A 17467-nucleotide genomic window follows, 5' to 3' on the forward strand; every position below is an offset into this window, starting at 1 on the left:
AGGAGCTGGCGCCCCCGGAGCGGTCCATCAGGCTGGAGCCTTGCCATGACCAGCGGGATACGTGATGCTTACTGACCTCTTGTGTGAATCGGCCAAAAGCTCCCAGAGCGCATCACTCGTGCTGTTACGTCTGCACCGACGTAGCGACGGGAGCAACCAGAGAGGTAGTTCGTCCCCGTGACCCATGGCCCGTGGCCCCAGCAGCCTGCGCAAACACCACAGTCGACGCCCATAGAACCGCTGCTGACCAGGGAATACGACGCTGATCCCGCGCTCATGCACGAGCGCCTGCGCGCCACGTACGGACCCGTCGCCCCGGTCGACCTCCTCGGGGTGCCGGTCTGGTTCGTCCTGGGCTATGAGGAAGTGCTACGCGTCCTGCAGAACACGGGCGGCATCTGGAGCAAGCACGTCGACAGGTGGCAGGCCAACATCGAGGGGCGGCTACCGGCGGACTGGCCGCTGCTGCCCGTCTTCCAGATCAACAACTCGGCGTTCCAGGAGGGTACGGCGCAGCGCGAGTTGCGGGGCGCGTGGACCAGCGCGCTCGCGCCGTTCCAGAACCCCGGCCACCTCCAGGCGCAGCAGTTGGAACGTTCGATCGTGCGCTACGCCGACGACCTCCTCGACGTGCTGGCGGAAGGCGGCTCCACAGGATGGGCGGACCTGGCGGCGCAGTACGCGCGGCCACTCCCCCTGATGGTCGCCAACCGCATGCTCGGCTTCAGCGCCAACCGCGGCGAGGACGTCGTGATGGACATCTGGCGGATGGTCGACGCCGGGCCGGACGCGCCCGCGGCGTTCGAGCGGCTGTACGCCGCCATGACGGAGCTCGCGGCGAGCAAGCGCGACCGCCCCGGGGACGACCTGCCCTCCTACATGATCGAGGCGAAGCCGGACATCACGCTGGACGAGCTGGCCCGCGAGCTCCTCATGCTGCCCGGCCTGCTGGACTTCACCGCCAGTCTCGTCTGCAACGTGGTCGTCGAGGTCGTCTCCAATCCGGATGTCCGGGAGAGCCTGTCGGTGGGTTCGATCGACGAGACGGTCAACCGGGTCGCCCTGCTCAATCCGCCGATGGCCAACCTGACCTTCCGGTTCCCGATGACGGACGTGAAGCTGGGCAACTACACGATCGCCGCCGGGGATCCGGTCATGCTCTCCGTCGCGGGCGCGCACGCCGATCCGCGATTCGCCGGGGCGATCGATCGGCTGGCCATCCGCAGCACCCGCGCGCACCTCGCCTGGGGCGCGGGGCCGCACAGTTGCCTGGGCCAGCGGCTCGCGACCCAGATCGCCACGATCGCCGTACGCCGGCTCTTCAACCGGTTCTCCAAGATGAAGCTGGCGCTGCCGGCCGACCAGCTGCCCTGGCGCTCCTCCCCCTTCATGCGGGCGCTGCGGTCTCTGCCCGTCCAGTACGAACTCGCCAGCCCCCACGTCCCCGCGACCGCCCCCGCTCCCGTGGACGCGCAGCCGTCCCCGGCGGGTGAGGCCGCCACCGGGCAAGGGTCGCCCCGTTCCGCGCTGTGGAACTTCCTGCGCGGGCTGCGTCGCGGACGATAGGCCCCCCTTCAGGTGGAGGGGACGCTCCACTTACCGTGCTACGGTATCCCGGCAACTGGAGAACCCCCTCCAGTTGCCGGAATGGAGGATTCGTGCCCTACAAAGGACCCCTGCCGAAGCAAGTGGTCACCCGTGTCAACGCCTGCGCGAGCGCGCTGCGCTCCTCTCCTCGCTGGGGCAGGCTGGTGCGGAAACACCTCACGATCGTCACCTACACAGGACGTCGCTCAGGACGTGTCTTCAGCACACCTGTCGCCTACCGGCGGGCGGACGACGTCGTCACCATCGGTGTGCAGATGCCGGACGCCAAGAAGTGGTGGCGCAACTTCCTGGACGAGGGCGGCCCGATATCGCTGGACCTGGACGGCGCCGAGCGCACCGGGCACGCGGTCGCCCGGCGCGACGGAGCGGGCCGCGTCACCGTCACCGTGCGCCTCGACGGCTGAGCTGAGCCGTCACCCTCGCACTGTGGCGGTTTTCAGCTGCGGTGCGGCGGCGATCTCGGCTTCGGTGAAGCGCTCGGTGACCCACTGGCGACGCGAGAACAGGTCCGTCTGGTCGGTGTGGTGGGGCGAGGCGGGGTTGGCGGACAGGGAGTAGGTCAGGACCGTACGGGTACGCGGCCCGTCCGGGGTGAGCTCGACGGCCATCATGAAGCTGGAGCCGGTGTCCACCTCCGGGTAGCGCCCGTCGGCGCCGAGGGGACCCCTCATGCGCACCCTGTCGAAGCAGCCCTCTCCCTCGGTGCAGCCGGGAAGCGGGATCGAGGCGTAGCGCTGCGCCTGGCCCGGAGTCAGCGTTAGGGGGACGCGGTTGGTCTGGAAGAAGAGCACGGCGTCGGCCAGGGCGTGCCGCACCGCGGGATCGTCGCCCTTGAGCCCCCGAGGGGTGGTCAGCGGGCGCGCGGGATCGAACGGCACCCGCCAGGGGCTGTACATGGGCTCTCCCGGCTTGATGGGACGCTCAAGCCGGGAGAAGAACTCCCGCCACAGGATGGCCCCCTGGCCGTCCAGAGTGGCGCGCCCGTCCCAGCCGGCCAGGGTCCGGCAGGCCTCGCGCACGTTCACCCGCTTGCCTTCGGAGGTGGTCGGCTCGGGGTTGGCCCGGCACATCCGGAGCAGGTCCGAGCGCATGAGCTCGAAGGTGTAGTTGCGCTTGCCGTACGCGGTGGCCTGCAGCGTTTCCAGGGTGAAGCCGGGCGCGCCGAGGCCGTCGGCGCCGGACCGCCGCTGGGCGATCATGTCCAGGCTGACCCGGGGGCGCGGCTCCAGCTCGGTACGCGCCTGACCCCACGCGAGCGGATAGCCGGTCAGCGGCGCCGCCGGATTCGTCATCCAGAAGGTGTTGTTGGAGTTGGCCACGTAGTCGGCGCGGGTCAGCCTGGGCTGCTTGCCCGGTCCGAAGATGCCGGGCACCACGGCGTCGCCGTCCTTGCCCCACCGGCACGCGGAGGTCGAGCCGTCCAGGACGTATGCCTCCAGTCCCGGGATGGGCGAGGGCTTGGCGCAGCGGCGCGCCTTGGCGTCGGTGACGTGGGGGACCACCGAGGCGTCGGCGAAGTAGGCGGTCCCGCCGACGTCGGTGGCCAGCGTGTGGACGAACGCCATGCCCTGGTAGGTGTTCTGGGCCGCGCGTAGCTCGGTGAGGTTCCTCGCCCTGCCCATCGCCAGCCACTCGTCGGCCGCGCGCAGGTTGGCGGCGCTGACGTCGGCCAGCGCGTACGCGACCTTGTCGGTCTGGCCGACGGCGAGCACCGGACCGTAGCGCGAGGTGTAGAGCGTGTGGCCGCTGGTGGTGCCGTCTTGCAGCGTCACCTCCACCTCCTGGTGGCCGACCGGCTCCGCGTGGCCGTCCACCAGGTAGCTGCTCCGGTCGCCCGCGAGCGTCAGCTGGTAGACGGTGAAGCGCTGGGCGTGGGAGACGGTGTGGGTCCAGGCCAGGCTCGCGTTGTGGCCGATCTGGACGACCGGGGTGCCGTACAGGCTGCCGCCGGAGACGTCGAACACGCCGGGGATGGTGAGCTGCACCTGGTAGAAGCGGCGGATCCCGTTCCAGGGGAAGTGCGGGTCGGCCAGCAGCATGCCGTGGCCGTCGCGCGTCGCCTGACGGCCCAGTGCCCAGGCGTTGCTGCCCGCGGGCGGTCTCCGGTCCGGGCCGTCGGCTTCCGGGCCGCGCACTCCGGTGATGGCGTCCTTGAGCCCGGCGCTGCCCACCATGCGGTTGAGGTCGAGCAGGTTGTTCCAGATGTCCGTGGCGGTGATGGGGCCGACCCACGCCTTGCCCCGGCAGGTGGGATCGGGCAGGTTCGCCGCCCCGGTGTCGGCCAGGTAGCGGTTGTATCCCGCGACGTAGCCGTCGACCAGGCGGCGCACCTCGGCGCCCGGCCCCACCGGCGCGGGCCGGGCCAGCAGGCGCCCAACGACGCCGGAGTCCGTGACGCTCTTGTAGTAGACGTCGCTGGACAGGTTGGTGACCGGGCGGACCGGGTCGTCGGACATGGCCGTGGCGCCGAAGTAGCGGGACCGCTCGCCCCGCATGGTCACCACCCACGAGGCCAGCACGCACAGGTTGTCCTGCGCGAAGGCGTAGCCGTACCCGAACCCGAGGCCGCCGTAGTCTTTGGCGGAGATGTGCGGGATGCCGTACTCGGTGCGCCGGATCGTGGCGGAGTAGCGCTCGTCGGCGGCAGCGGCGGACGGCGCGGTCGCGTTCGCTACCACGGAGGAGGCGAGCGCGAACAGCGCGAACAGCGCGACCAGCACGGCCGGTCGCGGTATGAGCTTCATGTGGCTCCTATTCGAAACGGGCGTTGTCGGGCGCGGTCAGGCGCCTGAGCAGCGGCAGACCGGCCAGAATCACCAGCAGGGAGGCGGTCAGGCCGCCGCCGACGGTCGCGAAGTAGACGGGGCCGGGCAGCGCCAGGGCGGTCTCCTTCATCGCGAGCTGGTCGATGAGCGGCTCGGCCACGCCGAACCCGGCGCCCGCGGCGAGCACGGCGGCCAGGACGAGCGGCAGCGCGGACTCCAGCAGCACCACCCCGGCGAGGGTGCGGGTGGGGGTGCCAGCCAGCCGCAGCAGGGTGAAGGGCTGCCGGCGTTCGACCAGCCCGCCGCCGACCGCCACCACGAGGCTGCAGCCGCCGACGATGAGGGTCAGGGCGACGACGGCCAGCGCGATGTTCTGGCCCTGGGTGTACAGGGTCGCTCTGACCTGGGCGACCTCGGCGAAGGTCATCGGGGCTTCGACGGTGTGCTCGGCCAGCAGCGTACGGAGCCGCTCCACCGCCGCCGGGTCGGCCGTGGAGATCAGGATCGCCTCCATGGCGAGGCCGGTGGTGGAGGAGACGGATCGGCTGCCGGCGCCCGCGAGGGGCAGGATCTTGTCGATGGTGAGCGGGTTGTCGACGTTGACCACGCGGTAGAAGGCTCCCGCGACGGCGTGCGTGGCCGCCGGGCACCGCCCGAGCACGGGGAAGCGGGCCAGGCTCGCGCATTCGACGGCGGTTCTCGCGGGCGGTTGACCGTCCGCGGGCGGGGGGCCGCTCGGCTGCTCCGCCATGGCGTAGATGGGCAGTACGTCCACGCCCGGGAAGCCGCGCAGCCGGGCGAGCAGGTCCTTCTGCGTCTGCTGGGACAGCCCCGCGGTGCCGGGCCGGGCGAACTGGGCGCGCAGTACGTGGTTCAGCGCTCCCCCGGCCACGGCCTGCTGGCCCGACAGCACCGCGGGGACGATCCCGGCGAGCGCCGTGCCGACGAACACCGCCAGCACGAGCCCGCTGACCGCGCGGAAGGCGGCCCTGGGGTCGGCGACCATTCGCTGCGCGGCCAGCAGCGTCGCCGCGCTCCGGGTCCGCCGGGCGGCCAGGCGCGCGGCCCGCATCGTCAGCCAGGGACCGGCCAGGATCAGCCCGACCATGATCAGAGCGAGCCCCGCCACGGCCAGCACGGTGTCGAGGTCGTTGTCGCCGCGGAACACCGGGCCCGCGAACAGCCCCAGCCCGGCCAGCAGCGGGATCACCCGCCACGCCCTCGGCGGAGCCGCCACGCCCTTCCTGGCCACTCCGAGGGGTGAGATCCGCACCCGGCGCAGCGACCACAGGGCGGCGCCCGCCGCGGCGACCGGCACACAGGCGAGCACGGCCGCGTACTGCCAAGGATGTGGGGCGATCAGCTCGGGGAAGAAGCGGACGCCGGTGATCCGCACCCCGGCCAGCGCGGGCCGTACCAGCTGGAAGAGCGCCAGACCGGCCAGCGCGCCGAGCAGCGCGCCCAGCGCGGCGTCCACCGCGGCCAGCACGTTGATCTGCCGGGAGGTGGCGCCCACCAGCCGGATCGCCGCCAGGCGGGTCTCACGGCGGGCGGCCGCCAGCCGGGTGGCGGTGCCCACGAGCGCCAGCAGCGGGACGACCAGCGCGATGGCGCCCACGCCGAAGCCGAACCGGTAGATGTCGGCGTAGCCGTCGGTCGCGGGCTCGGTGGCGACCGTGTCGACCTGCGCGGCGCCGGGCATGGCGGCGACCTGCCCCGATGTCCGCCCCACCACGATGGCCAGCTCGTCGGGCCCGGACAGCCCGGCCTGGCCGATCAGCCCGGCACGGGTGCCGGGGAAGCGATCGGCGAGTTGCTCGCGCGGCGCCGAGTCCAGCAGCCTGGCCAGCGCGGGCGAGGCGTAGTACTGGCCGGGAGCGGGCATGCGGGACAGGCCGGGGATGACCGGCGCCCGGGCGCCGAGCGCGGCGGCGTCCAGCCTCGTGATCGTCTGCCCGGCGTAGTAGTCCTCGTGGAGGTTCCACAGCGCGCTGTCGGCGGTGGCGTCCAGGGCCCAGCCGTTGGGCGCCGTGCCGCGCGTGCATTCCCAGCACAGGCGGTCGTTGGTGGCCTGGAAGGCGTTGAAGAGCGACAGCGTGCCCAGCAGCACCGCGACGCCGGCCGCCACCCCGCCGACGATCAGCGCCAGCCTGGCCACCGCCTCCCTGCCGCTGCTCAGCGACAGCCGCAGGCCCAGCCGGATCATCGGACGATCCCGCTGGCGTACGGGTCGGTGACCCGGCCGTCGCGGACGACGACCTCCCGGTCGGCACAGGCGGCCACCCGGGCGTCGTGGGTCACCACGATCACGGTGGTGCCCTCCTGGCGGGCCAGGCTCACCAGCAGCTCCATCACGTGCTCGCCGGTGAGCGAGTCGAGCGCGCCGGTCGGCTCGTCGGCGAAGACGACCCGCGGCCCGGTCACCAGCGCTCTGGCGATGGCCACCCGCTGCGTCTGCCCGCCGGACAGCTCCCCCGTACGCCGGCCCCGCAGCTCGGCCAGCTCCAGCCGCTCCAGCCAGGAGGCGGCCCGCGCGTAGGCGCGACGGCGGCGGGTACGGCCGAGCAGCAGCGGCAGCGCCACGTTGTCGGCCACGGTCAGCTCCGGCACGAGCTGGCCGAACTGGAAGACGAAGCCGAAGGCGGTGCGCCGTAACTCGCTGCGGCGGCCGTCGTTCAGCGTGTCCAGGCGCCGCCCGTCGAACCACACCTCGCCGCTGTCCGGGGTGAAGATCCCGGCCAGGCAGTGCAGCAGCGTCGACTTGCCGGAACCGCTGGGCCCCATGACGGCCAGGACCTCGCCCGAGCTCACCGACAGGCTGGCCTCGCGCAGCGCGGGCGTGTTGCCGAAGGCGCGGCTGATGCCTTCGGCCCGCAGCACCGGGTTGACGATCATCGCTCGCGCACCGCCGCCGTCAGCGCGTCCAGGCGGGCCTGGGTGACGTCGATCCACCGCAGATCGGCCTCGAGGCGGAACAGCCCGTGATCGGCAAGCAGCGCGTCGATCAGGTTGCCGGCGCGCTTGATCTCAGTCAGCTCGCGCATGCGCCGCAGATGCGTCGCCCGCTGGGCGTCGAGGTAACCAGCCGCGTCGCGGCCCAGCATCAGGGCCAGCACGACCTTGGTGAACAGCACGGTCTGCAGGTATGGCTCGGCCGCCACCGGCTCGGCCAGCCACTCCTCGACCTCGCCCGTGCCCACCGGGGTGATGGCGTAGCGCTTACGGTCGGGCCCGTCGCCCGGCTCGCTCGGCCCGGCGGTGATCTTGCCGTCTCTGGCCAGCCGGCCGAGCGTGGAATAGACCTGGCCGAAGGGCAGGGGCTTGCCGCGGCCGAAGAAGGTGTCGTAGTCGCGTTTCAGGTCGTATCCATGGCTCGGCTCCCGTTCCAGCAGGCCGAGCAAGGCAAGGGGGACGCTCATGGGACGCCACTATACCCCGAGGGTATATACGACGGGGATAACGACACCCGCTCAGCCCGATGTGGGCCGGCCCCCCACGACGGCAGCGGCGAGCCGGGTGAGCTGAGCGGCGGAGAGGTGGCCGGTGAGCCTGGTGACGCGGCGGCCGATCTCGGCGGCGCACCCCTCGGCGAACCGCTTGCCCTCGGGAGTGAGGCGGACCAGCACGGCGCGGCCGTCATGGGGGGAAGGCGAGCGCTGGACCAGTCCGCGATTCTCGGCGCGGCTGACCAGGCCGGTCATGAAGGACAGTGATCGTGCCCCGCCATCGAGGCGGTTACCCTGATCATGTGACGGATGCGATCCCGGTCGAGCGTATGCCGACCGCCATGCGAGTCGCCATGTTCGTCCTGACGCTCGATGTGGCCTTCAGCCTCTTGGGGCTCGCCATCATGATCGGCACGGTCGCTTTCGCCTTCGGTGGGCCATTTCTCCTGCTGCTGCTCTACAGCGCCGTGATCACAGCGTTCATGTGCTGGCTGCTCGCCCGCTGGTCTTCGCGACGTACGTTCGTGCGCTGGGGTGCCATCGCCGTCGAAGGGGTCTCGGTCGGTGGTTCCCTCCTCAGGAACGCGATCGACGGCGGTTTCGGCTGGACCACGCTGGTCCCGGCCACGCTCCTACCGCTGGTGCTCGTCATCATGCTGCTCACGCCTTCGGCGGCCCGCTGGTTCGACCGCTGATGACATAGCGGACCGCGCAGGTTCGCTACAGCACACTCAGTGGACGCCCGCTTGGCGGTCCGGCGCTTGGCGGTCAGGCGTTTGGCGGTCAGGCGTTTGGCGGTTGGGCGCCTTGGGTGCCCAGAGCTGGTCGGCGTCGCCGGCGGCGAGCCGGCCCCGGTAGACGTCGATCTTGTGGTCGATGAGCCGGAGATTCTCCTGTAGCTCGGCCATCTTGGCGAGCACGTCGGCGCGGTGGCTCTCCATGAGGGCGAGTCGTTCCTCCTCGTTGCCGTGTCCGGCGGAGACGAGCTCGGCGTAGCGCCGGATGGCCTTGATGGGCATGCCGGTGGCCCGCAACCTGGTGCAGATGGTGATCCAGTCGAGGTCCAGCTTCCGATAGCGCCGCCGGCCGCCGGCGGTGCGGTCGACGGCGGTGACGACCAGACCGGCGCGTTCGTAGTAGCGCAGGGTGTGCGCGCTGACCCCGGTGAGGCGGGCGGCCTCGGCGATGCTCAGGCCAGCGTCAGGGATAAAGCGAGCAGGCTCGACTTCCGGCTGCGGCTTGACTTCGAGCATGCTCTAAATCCTAGCGTCGTGGTCATGAGCGACTCAATGCGGCCGAAGGCGACGGCCGGCGAACGCGGGCCGATACCGCGTGACGTGCCCGGCCTCAGCCGACGCCGTCGATACCTGGTGCTCGCCATCTGCTGCGCCAGCATCATCGTCGTGGTGATGGACATCTCCATCGTCAACGTGGCGCTGCCGGCGATCCGTCACGACCTGCGCACCTCGGTGTCCGGCCTGCAATGGTCGGTCGACGCGTACACCCTGGTGCTGGCCTGCTTTCTGTTGCTGGCCGGGTCCACCGCCGACCGGGTCGGCCGTCGGCGGACCTTCCAGGTCGGCCTCGCCGTCTTCGGGCTCGGCTCGCTGATGTGCGGCCTGGCGCCGAACATCGGCTGGCTGATCGCCGCACGTACGCTCCAGGCCGTCGGTGGCACGATGCTCAACCCGGTGGCGATGGCGATCACCGCCACCACGTTCCCCGACCCGGCCGAGCGGGCCAGGGCCATCGGCATTTTCGGCTCGATGTCCGGTCTGTCGCTGGGGCTGGGTCCGATCCTCGGCGGCGCGCTGGTCGACGGCTTCGGCTGGCGCTCCATCTTCTGGATCAACGTGCCGATCGTGGCCGCCGCGATCGTGTGCACGGCGCTGTTCGTTCCCGAGTCCCGCGCCGCCCGTGCGCGCCGCTTCGACCCGGTGGGCCAGACGCTGGTGATCCTGGTGCTGGGCAGCGTCGTCTACGCGATCACCGAGTCCGGCAGGTCGGGCTGGACCTCGCCGATCATCCTCGGGCTGCTAGCCGTCTCCGTGCTCGGCGTGCTGGGCATCCTCGGGTACGAAACGCGCCGTGCCGACCCCCTGCTGGAGCTGCGCCTGTTTCGCAGTGTGCCGTTCAGCTCGGCGATTCTGATGGCGTTGTTCGCCCTGTGCGGGTTCGGCGCGTTCCTGTTTGTGACCACCCAGTATCTGCAGGACGTACGCGGCATGTCGGCGCTGACGGCCGGGCTGTGCCTGCTTCCGGTCGGTGGGCTGGTCGTGGTGCTGTCCCCGCTCACCGGGCGGGTGGTCGGAGCGCGCGGTCCGCGCCTGCCGCTGGTGGTCGCCGGGGCCGCGCTGGCGCTGGGCGGCGGGGCGTCGCTCTGGCTCGTACCGGCCACCCCGCTGCCGGCCGTACTCGCGATCTATCTGTTGTTCGGTGTCTTTCTGGGCACCGTCAATCCGCCGATCACCAACACGGCGGTGTCCGGTATGCCGCGCTCGATGACCGGGGTGGCCGCCTCGTTGGCCTCCACCGGCCGACAGACCGGCACCAGCCTGGGCGTCGCGATCTCCGGCACGATGGTCGGCTCATCCGTGGCTCATGGCGGCACGGCGTTCACCGGCGCGGAGCACGGCGTGTGGTGGCTGGTGCTCGGGCTCGGCGTCGGCGTCCTGGCCCTGGGACTGCTCAGCACCGGGCGCTGGGCTTCGGAGACGGCCGGGCGGGCCGCGGCGCTGTTCGAGGGGATGGACCGGGGCGAACATCCACGAACCGCCTCCCTGAGCCACCGCTGATCGGCCCCGCTGATCGGCCCCGCTGATCGGCGCTGGTGATCGGCGCTGGTGATCGGGCGCTGGTGATCGGGCGCTGGTGATCAGCATCGTCCGATGCATGGCCGCGCGTCGGCAAGCTGTGACCCCCGGCACGGTATGAAGCGATGCCTCCGGGCAGAGGAGCACCCGTGCCGGAACCCTCTGATCACCCCACCGCGCAGGCCCCGGGCGATGCCAGGGCCGTTCGAGAGGAACCCTCGCCGTTACCGTTCGGCCGCCCCGGCCGTCCCTTCGGCAGCAACCCCTTCCTCTTCGGCTTCACCGCCGCGCTCGGCGTACTGGCCGCTTGGCTGCTGGTCCAGGCGCTGACCGCCGCCGTCTCCATACTGATCTTGATAGTGATGTCGCTGTTCCTCGCGGTGGGGCTCAACCCCATGGTGGAATGGCTGGAAGAGCGGCACCTGCCGCGCTGGCTGGCGATCACCCTGGTGTTCGTCGCGGTGATCGCGTTCTTCGCGGTCTTCGTCATCGCGGTCGTGCCCGCCGTGTCCCAGCAGAGCGGTCAGTTCGTCGAGCAGTTACCCGCCTACATCAGCCAACTGCAGAACAACCCGCAGGTGCGCGAGCTCGATCAGCGCTTCGGCCTGCTGGAGCAGGCACAGGCCTACCTCACCGGCGGGCAGGTCGGACAGCAGTTGTTCGGCGGGCTGCTCGGCGCGGCCAGCGTCGTGGTCAGCGCGGTCTTCTCCGCCGTCACGGGACTGATCTTGACGCTGTACTTCCTGGCCGCACTGCCCTCCATCATCCGGGTCGGCTACCGGCTGGTCCCCAAGAGCCGGCGGCCGCGCGTACAGATGCTGGGCGATCAGATCTTCAAAAGCGTCGGCGGGTACGTTGCCGGGAACCTGCTCATCTCCCTGATCGCCGGGGTGACCACGTTCATGTTCCTGTCGATCGCCGGCGTGCCCTACGCGCTGCCGTTGGCCATCATCGTGGCGATCACCGACCTGATACCGCTGATCGGCGCCGGGATCGGGGCGACCATCGCCATCTTGGTGTCACTGTTCGTGTCCTTTCCGGTGGCCATCGCCACGCTGGTGTTCTTCATCGTCTACCAGCAGATCGAGAACTATCTGATCGCGCCGAGAGTGATGAAGTCCTCCGTCGACGTGCCCCCCGCGACCACCATCGTCGCCGCGCTGATCGGCGGTGCGCTGCTCGGCGTGGTGGGCGCGTTGCTGGCCATCCCAGCGGCCGCCGCCCTCCAGCTGATCACGGCCGAGGTGGTGCTGCCGCGCCAGGAACGCCACTGACCAATGCCGGGATATTTCCCAGGAGAATGGGCGAAATGCCGCGATGGTTCACAGGCCGTGGCGGCTTTCGCCCATCGCCAGTTCGCACAGACGCGCTTCGGCCTCGGCCGAGAACGGGTCCCGGTAGGCGGCCACCGCCTCTCGGATCTCCTCGTCGATCAGGTCGGCGTTGATCTGGGCCGCCGCGGTGGCGCCCGCCGCCGCGGCGGTGCCCACCTGGGCGACCAGATCGCTGACATTGCCCGCGACCCAGATCCCGGGCACGTCTGTACGGCCGGTCGCGTCAGCGGGGATGTACTCGCCGGCTCCCGTGGGATGCTCGACCGGCCGCAGCCCCAGCGCCGCCAGGAACCCCGCGCGCGCCACCATCCGTGTGGCGACCGCCATCACCTCGCGGCGGACCAGCGTGCCGTCGCCCAGCCGTACTCCCACGATGCGGTCCTCGACGATCTCCAGGGACGCCACCTCGCCAGGCACCACGGTGATGCCGCGAGCGGCCAGCCGCTCCGCCTCCTCCTCGTCCGGCGGCGGCATGGTGTGGGAGAAGAGCGTGACGTCGGCGCTCCACTGACGCAGCAGCAGCGCCTGGTGCACCGCCATCGGCCCACTGGCCAGTACGCCGATGGCCCGGTCACGAACCTCCCAGCCGTGGCAGTACGGGCAATGAATCACATCCCGGCCCCACCGAGCCCGCAGCCCCGGCACGTCCGGCAGTTCGTCGACCAGCCCGGCGGCCACCAGGAGCCGGCGCGCCCGGACGGACCTGCCGTCGGCCAGCGTCACAGTGAACCCCTTGGCGTCCCGCACCGCCGTGGCGACCTCCCCGGCCACCACGTGACCGCCGTAGCCGCGAACCTCGGCCCGGCCGCGCTCCAGCAACTCGGCCGGCCGGATCCCCTCCCGGGCCAGCAGCCCGTGAACGCCCTGCGCCGGTGCGTTGCGCGGGGCTCCCGCGTCGATCACCGCCACCGACCGCCGCGCCCGAGCCAGCATCAGCGCCCCGCTCAACCCTGCGGCGCCACCGCCGACCACCACCACGTCATAGCCGTCCTTCAGCTGATCGGTCACCTTGACCACCTCCGCGACGAACTATGCGACCCCATGGACCACAGCCGCAAATTCTGTTGCCGGTATGGCAAAAAAGCGCGTCTGCGACTTCCGTGGTAGGCCACACCCCCGGTGTCAGCGAACGGAGTAGAAGCGGCTACCGCGGATGGTGGACCGCTGGTTCAAACCAGGGGTTGAAGACGGGCCGCCGAACTCTCCATAGATTTCGAGCACCGTTCTTTTCCTCGAAGTCCCCTCCCTCCCAGGGGGAGCCCCGCACTCCACGAAGAGTGATCGTCGACCCCCGGCACTCGTCCAGCGGGACCGCGAGCGTCTTGACCCAACGACGTAAGGAGAGCTTCATGAGGCGATTAGCCATCGTCACGGCGGTCACCGCGGTGATCCTGCCCCTGCTGACCGTCCTTCCCGGGCAGGCGGCCGTCGCCGCCACGGCGTCGGACAGCGACCAACCCGTCGGCCCCGGCCAGTACTTCGCCGACACCAAGACCTTCGAGCTCAACGAGATCGACGCCTCGGTGGGCGCGATCGGCCGCAAGCACGGTGTGGCCGCCATCGACGGCAGCCTGGCCCAGCCGAAGGCGGTGCCGGCCTCCCGCACCGACCTGTCGGTGTTCGGGCCGGGCTGGCAGGCCGAGTTCCTCGGCGGCATGACCGGCCGGAAACTCGAAGTCCTCAGCGACGCCGTCCAGGTCACCGAGCTCGACTCGGGGGAGAAGGCCCGATACGCGCTCAAGAGCAGCGTCTCCTTCCCCGACGGCGGCGGGGTACGGCGCTACGAGGCCGAAGGCGGCGCCAAACTCACCGAGACCACCCGGTGGGACGCGACGGCCGGTGCGATGCGCAGCACCATCAGCGAGACCATCGCCACCGGCCTCGGCACGACGGAGGCGGGCGACGACGGGTACACCGACGACAGCGGCAACCCGATCAGCTCGGCGGACCTCAACCAGGTCTACACCTGGCAGCAGACAGGCGTCTCCCAGGGCGACACCTGGCGGGTGACGGACGTCGGCACGAAGGCCTTCGGGACCTCGACCGTGAAGTACGACGCGCAGGGCCGGGTCGCCACCGTCACCGAGCCCGCCGCCGGCGAGGAGCCCCAGAGCGTCCTGGCCTTCACCTACGCGACGTCCACCACGGCCACCGGCACGGCCTTCGGCGACTACGCGGGCCGCCTCAAGCAGATCACCCAGACGTCCGGCTCGGCGGCACCGGAGACCGTGGCCGGCTACACGTATGACGCCTCCGGCCTGCTGCGCAGCATGGCCGATCCGCGGGAGAGCGGCATCCCGCCGGCGACGTACGTCTACGACACGACCGGGCGGCTGAGCACCATCGACTCGCGCCAGTCGGGCGCCTGGTCGCTGGTCTACACCGGCGAGTCCGCGCTGCCCGCCGCTACCGCAACCTCCACCACCAGGTGGCCGGACGCCTCCGACAGCCCGCCGCCGGCCCTCGACCCCACCGCTCCGGGGGGCACCCCGAGCGGCGACGTCGCGGGCCCGATGTCCTACCCGGCCTCCTGCTGGGCAGCCGTGCACTGGCTGTACTACAGCCGCGCGTGCGCGGCCTGGGCGGCGCACTACGGCTGGCACAAGCCGCTCTGGAGGCAGTTGCCCACCAAACGCTGGGTCGTCGGCATCGCCTACGACCACTGCACCAACTCGCCGGATGCCCCGTCGGGATTCAACTTCCGCTCGGCCTGCGACATGCACGACTACGGCTACGGACTGATCGGCAACAACCTGAAGAGGTGGTACTACCCGTACTACCTCGACTGGAGCCGTAAGACCGATGTAGACGTCCTCTTCTACACGACCCTGCGTGACTGGACGTGCTCCGCTTACAACCGGTTCGTGCGACCGCTCTGCAGGAACATCGCGTGGACGTACCGGCAAGGCGTGCGTAGGGGCAACCCCAGGAACGGCGCGAACGCGACCAGGGACTAACGGATCGGCGGACGCCACCACCGGAGAAAGCGCCCCGTAGTGGCGTCCGCGGCCTACCACCATGTTCTTTCCGCAACTCCTTCGTGGCCCTGAGCGGAGACCGTAAATGAACCGACGTCCGATTCGCCGCATCATCGCCTTGGCGGCGATCCTGCTCTCCTCGATGGCGCTCTCCCCCGGCGTCTCCGCGTCGGCGCTGAGCCCGCAGGAGGCGGCGGGCCCGTGGGTGGAGCCCGGCCTGGCGCAGAAACTCGCGGGTGGAGCCCACGTCAGGGTGAACGTGGTGACGAAGGCCCGCGCGGACCTGCCGGCCGCCGCGAGTGCCGGGCAGGTGCTCCAGACATTGTCCGTCTTACCCGTGGTCACACTGCGCGCGGACCAGGCGGCGCTGGATCGGCTGGCCGCGCAGCCCGGCGTGGTCAGCGTGTCGGAGGACCGGCCGGTGCCGCCGACGCTCGGCCAGAGCATCCCGCTCATCGGCGCCGACCGCACGCGCGCGGCCGGCCTGACGGGCGAGGGAAGCGCGGTGGCGGTGCTGGACACCGGCGTGGCGGTCAATCATCCCTTCCTGGGCGGCCGGGTCGTGGCCGAGGCGTGCTTCTCCCCCATCGACCCTGACTACTCGGCCACCAGCCTGTGCCCGAGCGGCGCGGACCAGCAGGACGGGCCGGGCTCGGCGGACTCCGAGAGCGGCCCGTGCGCGGACGCCGCGCTGGACTGCGACCACGGAACGCACGTGGCCGGCATCGTCGCGGGCGACGGCGAGGGCCTGGACGGCGACGACGGCAGCGGCGTAGCGCCGGCCGCCGACATCGTGGCCATCCAGGTCTTCAGCAAGTTCGACAGCGAGGACTTCTGCGGGCTGGGCGGGACGCCGTGCGTCCTCAGCTTCACCAGCGCCCAGCTGGCCGGGCTGGAGAAGGTACGGGAGCTGAACGGCGAGCTGCCCATCGTGGCGGCCAACCTGAGTCTGGGCGGCGGCCGGAACACCGGGCCCTGCGACGGCGACCCCCGCAAGCTGGCCATCGACAACCTCCTGGCCGCCGGGGTGGCCACGGTGGTCGCCGCGGGCAACGACGGCTACACCGACGCGATCAGCGCTCCGGCCTGCGTCTCCTCGGCCATCGCCGTGGGCAGCACCACCAACGAGGACGCCGTCTCCTCCTTCAGCAACCGCGGCCCGCTCCTGGACCTCTTCGCTCCGGGAACCGACATCATCTCCTCGGTACCCGGTGACGCGTGGCGCTCCATGAGCGGGACGTCCATGGCCGCCCCCCACGTCGCCGGCTCCCTGGCCGTGCTGCGCCAGGCCTTCCCCAACGCGAGCGTGACCGAGCTGGAGTCGATGCTCAAGGAGAACGGCAGGAGCATCAGCTACCCCGGCGCCACCACTCCACGGATCCAGCTCGACGACGCCGCCCTGGGAGCGACCCCGAGGCCGGGGCCCGACCAGTACTTCAACACGCGCGGCCGGATCCTGGACAGCGTCCAGCTCAGCGCCAACTCCACCATGGCGGTGCAGGTCGCGGGTGTGGCCGGCCTGCCCGCGACGGGGATCCGCGCGGTCGCGCTCAACATCGCCGCCAAGGGCGACTGGTTCAACTCGGGCTCCCTGGCGGTGTACCCCTCCGACGAAGCGGAGCCGGAGAGCAACGTGCTCTTCTACGACAGCAGCCGCTACGCCTCCACCATGGTCATCGCGAAGGTCGGCGCGGACGGGAAGGTCAAAGTGGTGAACAGGAGCGGCGCGCCGGTGCGCGTGACGCTCGACGTCCACGGCCACACGCGCGCCCAGGCCGACGCCGCCGTGGGCGGCACCTACATACCGATCTCCCCGGTACGGCCGGCGGAGCGGACCGTCATCCCGGCGTGGGGCAATGTCCAGCTGGCCACCTCCAGCATGTCCGGCGTCCCCGCCTCCGGGGTGGACACGGTCGCGCTCACGGTGATGGTCAAGAGCGCCGCCACCGGGACGATACGGGTCTACGCCGCCGGGGACATCTATCCCATCGACGCCAACATCGACTACCCGGCCAACACCGCAGCGCAGTTCTTCACCATCGTCAAGCCCGGCCCCGACGGGAAGATCAACCTGCACAATCTCGGCGCCGGCACGGTGGAGATCTCCGTCGATGTGAGCGGCTACTACACCTCGGCCCAGCGGGGATCGACCACCAAGGCGATCCGGCCGGCGTCGGTTGCCAAAGCCGTCACCATCACCGCGGGCGGCACCCGCGTGCTGAGGTTCACCGGGGTGCCGGACATCCCCTCGTCCGGCGTCGCCGCCATCGGCTTGTCCGTCGCCGCGAAGGCGAGCGCGGCCGGGATCGTCTCGGTGGTGCCGCAGAGCGGCCCGAACACCGCCCGGGTGGTGGCGTACCCGGCGAACAAGGACACCAGCGGCTTCACAACGGCCGCGCTGCGGCAGGACGGGACGGTCGTGCTGAAGAACGAGGGCACCTCGCAGGTGACCGTCTCCGTGGACGCCTACGCCTACTTCCCGGCCCGATGACGTTCCACCGCCTCCCTTCCAAAGGCCCCGAG

Annotated in this window: 14 protein-coding genes; 7 read left to right on the top strand and 7 right to left on the bottom strand. The window is 71.0% G+C overall.

The window, feature by feature from the left end; all coding sequences use genetic code 11:
- The first annotated feature begins 276 nt into the window (after positions 1 to 276).
- Together AB0L53_RS45315 and AB0L53_RS45320 are read left to right on the top strand one after the other, a co-directional pair.
- On the top strand, positions 277 to 1566 hold the full coding sequence (locus AB0L53_RS45315; protein WP_364008671.1) for a cytochrome P450: 1290 nt from the start codon (positions 277 to 279) through the stop codon (positions 1564 to 1566).
- A gap of 92 nt (positions 1567 to 1658) precedes the next feature.
- Entirely contained in the window at positions 1659 to 2012 is a 354-nt protein-coding gene (locus AB0L53_RS45320) for a hypothetical protein (protein ID WP_358551745.1), read from the top strand.
- A gap of 9 nt (positions 2013 to 2021) precedes the next feature.
- On the opposite strand, the gene AB0L53_RS45325 is transcribed toward AB0L53_RS45320, so the two are convergent.
- The 5 genes from AB0L53_RS45325 to AB0L53_RS45345 are packed head-to-tail and all read right to left on the bottom strand — an operon-like array spanning position 2022 to position 8074.
- The gene (locus AB0L53_RS45325) at positions 2022 to 4352 is read right to left on the bottom strand and encodes a penicillin acylase family protein (protein WP_364008674.1); all 2331 of its coding nucleotides are present in this window, start codon (positions 4350 to 4352) and stop codon (positions 2022 to 2024) included.
- A gap of 7 nt (positions 4353 to 4359) precedes the next feature.
- Positions 4360 to 6579 (bottom strand): FtsX-like permease family protein, encoded by a 2220-nt coding sequence (locus tag AB0L53_RS45330; RefSeq protein WP_364008677.1) that lies wholly within the window; start codon positions 6577 to 6579, stop codon positions 4360 to 4362.
- Entirely contained in the window at positions 6576 to 7268 is a 693-nt protein-coding gene (locus tag AB0L53_RS45335; RefSeq protein WP_364008680.1) for an ABC transporter ATP-binding protein, read from the bottom strand. Before AB0L53_RS45335 ends, AB0L53_RS45330 begins: the two co-directional genes overlap by 4 nt.
- Positions 7265 to 7792, bottom strand: coding sequence for a PadR family transcriptional regulator (locus AB0L53_RS45340; protein ID WP_364008682.1), 528 nt, complete (start codon positions 7790 to 7792; stop codon positions 7265 to 7267). The genes AB0L53_RS45335 and AB0L53_RS45340 overlap by 4 nt, the downstream gene beginning before the upstream one ends.
- 51 nt (positions 7793 to 7843) lie before the next feature.
- Entirely contained in the window at positions 7844 to 8074 is a 231-nt protein-coding gene (locus tag AB0L53_RS45345) for a winged helix DNA-binding protein (RefSeq protein WP_364008685.1), read from the bottom strand.
- Positions 8075 to 8121: 47 nt separating this feature from the next.
- On the opposite strand from AB0L53_RS45345, the gene AB0L53_RS45350 reads away from it, so the two are divergent.
- Positions 8122 to 8514, top strand: coding sequence for a hypothetical protein (locus AB0L53_RS45350; protein WP_364008687.1), 393 nt, complete (start codon positions 8122 to 8124; stop codon positions 8512 to 8514).
- A 36-nt stretch (positions 8515 to 8550) separates the two neighbouring features.
- Here AB0L53_RS45350 and AB0L53_RS45355 read toward each other — a convergent pair whose 3' ends face one another.
- Positions 8551 to 9072 (bottom strand): MerR family transcriptional regulator, encoded by a 522-nt coding sequence (locus AB0L53_RS45355; RefSeq protein ID WP_364008690.1) that lies wholly within the window; start codon positions 9070 to 9072, stop codon positions 8551 to 8553.
- Between the two features lie 24 nt (positions 9073 to 9096).
- Here AB0L53_RS45355 and AB0L53_RS45360 point away from each other — a divergent pair, with 24 nt between their 5' ends.
- On the top strand, positions 9097 to 10614 hold the full coding sequence (locus tag AB0L53_RS45360; protein ID WP_364008692.1) for an MFS transporter: 1518 nt from the start codon (positions 9097 to 9099) through the stop codon (positions 10612 to 10614).
- 167 nt (positions 10615 to 10781) lie between these two features.
- Positions 10782 to 11906 (top strand): AI-2E family transporter, encoded by a 1125-nt coding sequence (locus tag AB0L53_RS45365; RefSeq protein WP_364008695.1) that lies wholly within the window; start codon positions 10782 to 10784, stop codon positions 11904 to 11906.
- Positions 11907 to 11954: 48 nt separating this feature from the next.
- Here the strand turns inward: AB0L53_RS45365 and AB0L53_RS45370 are convergent, their stop codons facing one another.
- Entirely contained in the window at positions 11955 to 12974 is a 1020-nt protein-coding gene (locus AB0L53_RS45370) for an NAD(P)/FAD-dependent oxidoreductase (RefSeq protein WP_364008698.1), read from the bottom strand.
- Between the two features lie 341 nt (positions 12975 to 13315).
- Between AB0L53_RS45370 and AB0L53_RS45375 the strand changes: the two genes are divergently transcribed.
- A complete protein-coding gene (locus tag AB0L53_RS45375) occupies positions 13316 to 14923 on the top strand; it encodes a phospholipase A2 (protein WP_364008701.1) in 1608 nt (535 codons plus the stop codon).
- Between the two features lie 106 nt (positions 14924 to 15029).
- Complete coding sequence (locus tag AB0L53_RS45380; RefSeq protein WP_364008704.1) at positions 15030 to 17435, top strand: S8 family serine peptidase; 2406 nt, start codon at positions 15030 to 15032, stop codon at positions 17433 to 17435.
- Positions 17436 to 17467: the final 32 nt, after the last annotated feature.

Source organism: Nonomuraea sp. NPDC052129 (genome assembly GCF_040680095.1).
Lineage (GTDB): Bacteria > Actinomycetota > Actinomycetes > Streptosporangiales > Streptosporangiaceae > Nonomuraea.